Raw genomic sequence first — 5,867 nt, forward strand, 5'->3', positions numbered from 1 at the left:
GCAACGCCGGCCGTACCGGAGTCCCGCCCCGCGGCGGTCCTGCCGCCCCCGCCCGTCCGTCAGCGTGCGCTGGCTTCGGACACCGCTCGCCGGGCGCTGGCCGCCTACGGGGCGGCGCCCCCGCGCACCACCGCGGCGGTCGCCGACACGGCGGACGGCGCCATCACCGCGGACAGCTCCATCACCGCTGACAGCCTGGGCGCGCGCGCGTCGCTGCTGGGCAAGGCGGCGGCCGACACCGTCCGCACCCACGGCCCGGCCATCGAGGCGGCGGCTCGCGAGACCGGGCTCGCGCCCGAACTGGTCCTCGCGGTGATCATGCAGGAATCCGGCGGCGACGCCCGCGCCGTCTCTCCCAGGGGCGCCCGCGGCCTCATGCAGCTGATGCCGGCCACGGCCCGCGAGCTGGGCGTGCGCGACCCGCACGACCCGGCGTCGGGGGTCCGCGGCGGCGCCCGCTACCTGGCGAAGATGCAGGAGCGCTACGGCGGCGACCTGACCCTGGCCCTGGCGGCCTACAACGCCGGGCCCGGCAACGTCGACCGCGCCGGGCGCAGCGTGCCGCCCTTCCGCGAGACGCAGCAGTACGTCGCGCGCATCACGGACATGTTCCGCCGCCTGACCGGCACCGCCGGCGAGGCGCCGGCGGTGAAGGAGGATTCATGAGCCACCACGTCGACACGGCGCTCCCGGCGCCGGAGGACTGCGAGCGGCTGACCGGCCTGCTCGCGAGCGAGGACCGCGAGTACCGGCGTCTGCTGCGTCTGGCCGTGCGCCAGAACCGCTACATGCGCCGCCAGGACGTGCCCAGGCTGGAGTTCAACGCCCGCGAGTGGGGGCGCTACCTGCCGTCGGCCCGCGAGGCCCGCTCGCGACGGGAACGGTTCCTGCTCGAGGTCGGCGGACGGCTGGGCATCCCCCTCGGGGAGCTGCGCATGTCCCGCCTGTCCCGGCGCGCCGCCGGCAGGCAGGGGGAGGAGTTGCGGCGGGTCCTGGGGGACTGGGAGCGGACCGCGACCGACCTGGTGCGGCAGAACTCGCTCAACGGCGTGCTGGCCCGCTTCTGCCTGGACCTGGCCGCCGGGGAGGCGGCCGTGTTCCGGCGCGGCGTGGCCGGGCAGGCCCCCTGCTACGACGATCGCGGCCACCGGCCGACCGGCGGGTCGGCCAACGTCCTGGAACGCCAGGCCTGAGGGAGTGAGATGAGCCTCAACAGCATCATGCGGATCGGGCTGAGCGGCATGTTCTCGGCCGGGGCGTCCCTGCAGACCACCGGCCACAACATCGCCAACGCGAGCACGGCCGGCTACAGCCGGCAGCGGACCCTGACCGGCGCCCAGCGCGGCCAGTCGCTCACCTACGGCGTGCTGGGCACCGGCACCCAGGTGCTCGACGTCCGGCGCATGACCGACGAGTTCCTGACCGGTCGGCTGCGGGCGCAGGACGCCCGCCTGAGCCAGTTCGACACCGTGGACCTGGCGCTCGGCGACGTCGAGGCCGTCTTCGGCTCGGTCGAGAACAACCACCTCGGGACCGTCATGAGCGAGTTCTTCAATGCCTGGAGCAGCCTGGCCTCGCCCCCCGTCAACCTGACACTCCAGGAAAACGTCGCCGACACCGCCGACCGGCTGGCCGCCGGATTCCGCAACATGAGCGCCTCGCTCGACGAGCTGTCCCGGGACCTCGACACGCGGCTGCAGAACGGCGTCGACCGCCTGAACGCGCTGCTGAACAACGTCGCCGACCTCAACCGGCTCATCGTCATGAGCGAGTCGTCGGCCACGTCAGCCAACGACCTGCGCGACCAGCGCAGCGCGGTGCTGGACGAGATCGCGCAGCTGACGCAGGCCGAGGCGATCGAGCGCGACGACGGCACGGTCGACGTCCTGATCGGGGGGCGCACCGTGGTCACGCGCGAGCACGTGCAGGCGCTGACCGTCGCGCGGGACGACGGCGACGGCACCGGCGCCGGCGCGGCGCGGGTGACGACCGTCGCCGGCGGCTACGACGTGGAACTGGGCGAAGGCTCGCTGCAGGGGTTGATCGAGGCCCGCGACGAGCAGGTGCTGCACGCGCGGGCCCGCCTGGACGAGGTGGCGGCCGCGCTGATCGAACGGGTCAACGCGCTGCACTCCCAGGGCCGCACGGCCGACGGCAGCGGCGTGCTGTTCTTCACCGGCGACTCGGCCGCCAACATCGCGCTGAACCCGGCCCTGGCGGACGACCCGACCCGCGTGGCGGCTTCCCGCTCCGGGCTGGAGGGCGACACCGACATCGCGCTGGAGATCGCCGCGCTCGGCCAGTCCGGCACCTCGGTGGTGGAGGGCCGGAGCCTCACCGAGATGTTCAACTCCCTGGTCCTGGACCTCGCCTCCCGCAGCGCGGCCAGCGGTGATCGGCTCACCTCCCAGACCCAGCTCGTGGAGTCCCTGGGCACGCGCCTGGATTCGATCCGGGGCGTCAGCCTGGACGAGGAAGCGGCCAACCTGGCGCTGTTCCAGAACGCGTACGAGGCGAATGCCAAGGTCATCGCCATGGTGCAGGACATGTTCGACACCATCCTGACGATGGTCTGACCGGAAGGACGCCCATGATCACGAGAGTGACCAACAGCCACATCGCGAGCCTGATCTACAAGAACAACAACGCCAACCTGCTCAGCCTGACCCGCCTGCAGGAACAGGTGTCCAGCAGCTGGCGCGTGAACGACTACGCCGACGACCCGCAGGGAGTCGGCCTGATCCGGCAATACGAGTCGCTGCTGCTGGAGAACGGCCAGTACGCGCGCAACATCGAGCGCGCCCGCACCATGGTGCAGCAGACCGACACCGCGCTGCTGGACCTGGTCGAGGCGCTGCGCGACGCGCGCGAACTGGCGCAGCGGGAGGTCAGCGGCTCCGCCTCGTCCGAGACCAACCGGATCGGGGCCACGGCGATCGGCGCCATCGTGCAGCAGGTGCTCGGGATCGTGAACCAGTCCGTCGAGGGGAACTCCCTGTTCGGCGGCTTCCGCACCGACATCGCCTCGTTCGTGCGCGTGGGCGGGGAGATCGTCTACCAGGGCGACCTCGGCATCATGGGCGTGCAGATCGGCGCGCACACCAACATGCCCGTGAACATCCCGGGCAGCGAGCTGATCGGCACCGCCGCCTCGACGCTGCTGGGCATCGGCGACCTGGCCCCGGCGCTGACCGCCGGCACCTCGCTCGACGACCTGGCCTACGGCGAGGGGTGGGAGCCGGGCCTCGTCCAGTGGACGGGAGCCGACGGCGTGCAGATGCAGCTCGACCTGTCCGGCGCGGGCACCGTCGGCGACGTGTTGTCGCTGCTGAACGCGGCCGGGCTGACCGCCTCGCTGTCCGCCGACGGCTCGGGACTGCAGGTCGCCGACCCCGCCGGCGGCCCGCTGACCTTCGGCGATCCCGCCGGCGGCGATACGGCGCTCTCCCTCGGCCTGGTCGGCAGCTCGGCGGACGGCGTCGTGACCGGCACGGACGTGAGGGCGGCCCCGGACTGGACGGTCGCCCTGGCCGACGTGCCCTCGCTCTCGGGGCAGCTGCCCCTGGGCTCCCTGCAGGTGGAGGTCGACGGCGCGACGGCGACGGTGAACCTCGCGGGCGCCACGACGCTCGGCGACGTCCGCACCCTCTTCGAGTCGGCCGTGACGGCCGCCGGCCTGCCGCCGCTGGCGCTGCAGCTGGACGGCGCGGCCCTGAACGTCAGCTCGGCGTCGGGCACCGCCTTCACGATCTCCGCCCTGCCGTCCGACGGGACCGCGGCGGCCCTGGGCCTGCTCGGCGAGGGGCACCCGCAACGCCTGTTCGGCGTCCTGGACGACCTCCAGGCGGCCATGCAGGCCAGCGACCTCGACGGCATGCGCCGCGGCCTGGGCGAGCTGGAGGCCCTCGAGGAGCACCTCTTGAGGCTCGAGACCTCCCTGGGCGGCCGCGAGACCATGCTCGACTGGATGGAGGGGCTCAACGCCGAGCACGACATCGCGCTGAGCCGCAACCTGTCGGACATCCGCGACGCCGACCTGATCCAGCTGTCCTCGGATCTGAAGATGGCCGAGACGACCTACCAGGCGAGCCTGATGGTCTCGAGCCAGTTGATGCAGATGAGCCTGTTCGATTACCTGTAGGCGAGTGCGACACGAAGGAGTGGCCATCATGGTGCAGAACGAAGGTGCGGCGACCCTGACCTTCCGCGACGGTCTGGTGGGGTTGCCCGATCTGAAGCGCTGGATTCTGGTTGACATGGATCCCCCGCTGCCGATGAAATGGCTCCAATCCCTGGACCGGGTGGCTTTCCGGGTGCCGGTGGCCGATCCCGGCTACTTCCATGGGGAGTACGGTTTCGAAGTCCAGGCCGCGGTGCTGGACCGGCTGGGGGTGTCCGATCCCGAGGATCTGGTCGTCATGGTCATCGCGACCGTGGCCGTCGGCGGCGCCAGCGTCACCGGCAACCTGTCGGCGCCCTTGCTGGTCAACTCGAAGAACCGCAACGGGTTGCAGATGGTGTTGGTCGACGAGCGCTGGAACCTGCGGCATCCCATCGACCAGGCCCGGTTCGGGCGCGCCTGCCGCGAGGCCCGGACGGTCGGGGTGGCGGACGGCCGACCGACGGCGGTGGACAAGGAGCGCACCGGCGGGTATGCTGCCGGCAGCCGCGAGACCGGCAACGTCGCAGACCTGGTCGGGACGACCTAGACACGGGCTCCGGACGCCGCGCGGGCGGCGTCGGGACGTGTTCGGCACGAGCGGGACAGGCAAGAGCGGGACATGGAGGTCACGTGCTCATCCTCAGTCGCAAACGCAATGAGAAGATCATGATCGGGGACGACATCTCGATCATGATCGTCGATATTCGCGGCGATCAGGTCCAGGTGGGCATCGACGCCCCCCGCAGCATCCCCGTGCACCGCCACGAGATCTACGAGGAGATCAAGAACATCACCCTGAAGGCCGCCGAGTCGCCGCCGCCCGATCCGAACGCCTTCCCGGGCAACGGGGGCGCGGACGGGACGAAGCAGGGCTAGACCGGGGGAATCAGGCTTGACGGTCGAGACAACGGGGTGCCGGATCGGCATCCCGTTTCCGTTTGGGGGAGAGGCGGGCCAGCGTCTGGCCCGTGGCCGCGAGTTCTTCGGTCAATCGGGATTCCAGGGCCCGGTCGAGGTCGCGGATCACGACCAACGCTGGCTGGAGCTCCGGCGGCGGTTGACGACCGTTGGCGGGGTCGAACCGCTGGGCGAGTTCACGCAACAGGCGGCCGCGTTCTTCCAGGATGGGGGTGCAGTCCTTCAGGTCGCCTTTATCCAGGCAGGCCCGCAGGGCGTGGGACAGTTCCAGCAATTTGAGAATACTTTCATCCATCTCACACTGCCAAGCAAAGTTCCGATTGAAGCTCGGAAGTGGTCTCCGACCTCGTACCCGTGTGTTGACCCGCAACATCCGTGCCCGTCCCAGCGATGGCGCGGTCCGGTCGGCGGCGCGCCGCTTCGGCCGTGCCGGGGGGGATCGCGCGCCAGGCCGCCAGCAGGGGCAGCAGGACGCGTCGGATGTCCGCGATGTGCTGGACGTCGGCGTCGAGCCGCAGGGCGGTCAGTTCCCGCAGGATGAAACCGTAGAGGGAATCCAGATTGGTCGCCACGTTGCCGCCGACCTCGCGGTCGAGGCTGCACTGCAGTTCCAGGACGATCATCTGGGCGCGGCCCACGTGCCGTCCCATGGTCGGGAGGTCGCCGTCCCGGGCGGCGGCCCGGGCGCTTTCCAGGAAGCGCAAGGCTCCTTCGTAGAGCATGACGATCAGCCGCTCGGGACTCTGGCTGCAGATCGTCGTCTGCTGGTACTGGCGGATTCCCTGGT

7 protein-coding genes and 1 pseudogene are annotated in these 5,867 nt (G+C 71.0%); 6 read left to right on the top strand and 2 right to left on the bottom strand.

Features of this window, described 5'->3' with window-relative positions; genetic code table 11:
* Positions 1-39 precede the first annotated feature (39 nt).
* The 6 genes and pseudogenes from Q7W29_14735 (at position 40) to csrA (ending at position 4,948) form a co-directional block, all read left to right on the top strand.
* Complete coding sequence (locus Q7W29_14735) at positions 40-666, top strand: lytic transglycosylase domain-containing protein (protein MDO9173078.1); 627 nt, start codon at positions 40-42, stop codon at positions 664-666.
* Positions 663-1,193 (top strand): flagellar export chaperone FlgN, encoded by a 531-nt coding sequence (flgN, locus tag Q7W29_14740; GenBank protein ID MDO9173079.1) that lies wholly within the window; start codon positions 663-665, stop codon positions 1,191-1,193. Before Q7W29_14735 ends, flgN begins: the two co-directional genes overlap by 4 nt.
* A gap of 9 nt (positions 1,194-1,202) precedes the next feature.
* Positions 1,203-2,576, top strand: a complete 1,374-nt coding sequence (flgK, locus tag Q7W29_14745; protein MDO9173080.1) for a flagellar hook-associated protein FlgK — start codon at positions 1,203-1,205, stop codon at positions 2,574-2,576.
* A gap of 14 nt (positions 2,577-2,590) precedes the next feature.
* The gene (locus Q7W29_14750; protein MDO9173081.1) at positions 2,591-4,141 is read left to right on the top strand and encodes a hypothetical protein; all 1,551 of its coding nucleotides are present in this window, start codon (positions 2,591-2,593) and stop codon (positions 4,139-4,141) included.
* Positions 4,142-4,169: 28 nt separating this feature from the next.
* Positions 4,170-4,709, top strand: a complete 540-nt coding sequence (locus tag Q7W29_14755) for a flagellar assembly protein FliW (GenBank protein ID MDO9173082.1) — start codon at positions 4,170-4,172, stop codon at positions 4,707-4,709.
* Positions 4,710-4,792: 83 nt separating this feature from the next.
* Positions 4,793-4,948, top strand: a pseudogene (csrA, locus tag Q7W29_14760) (carbon storage regulator CsrA).
* Positions 4,949-5,048: 100 nt separating this feature from the next.
* Here csrA and Q7W29_14765 read toward each other — a convergent pair.
* Together Q7W29_14765 and fliS are read right to left on the bottom strand one after the other, a co-directional pair.
* Positions 5,049-5,375: a hypothetical protein gene (locus Q7W29_14765; GenBank protein MDO9173083.1), complete on the bottom strand. Its 327-nt coding sequence runs from the start codon at positions 5,373-5,375 to the stop codon at positions 5,049-5,051.
* A gap of 1 nt (position 5,376) precedes the next feature.
* On the bottom strand, positions 5,377-5,867 hold a 491-nt coding region (fliS, locus tag Q7W29_14770; protein MDO9173084.1), incomplete at its 5' end, for a flagellar export chaperone FliS.

It is taken from the genome of bacterium, from assembly GCA_030654305.1.
Taxonomy (GTDB): Bacteria; Krumholzibacteriota; Krumholzibacteriia; order LZORAL124-64-63; family LZORAL124-64-63; genus PNOJ01.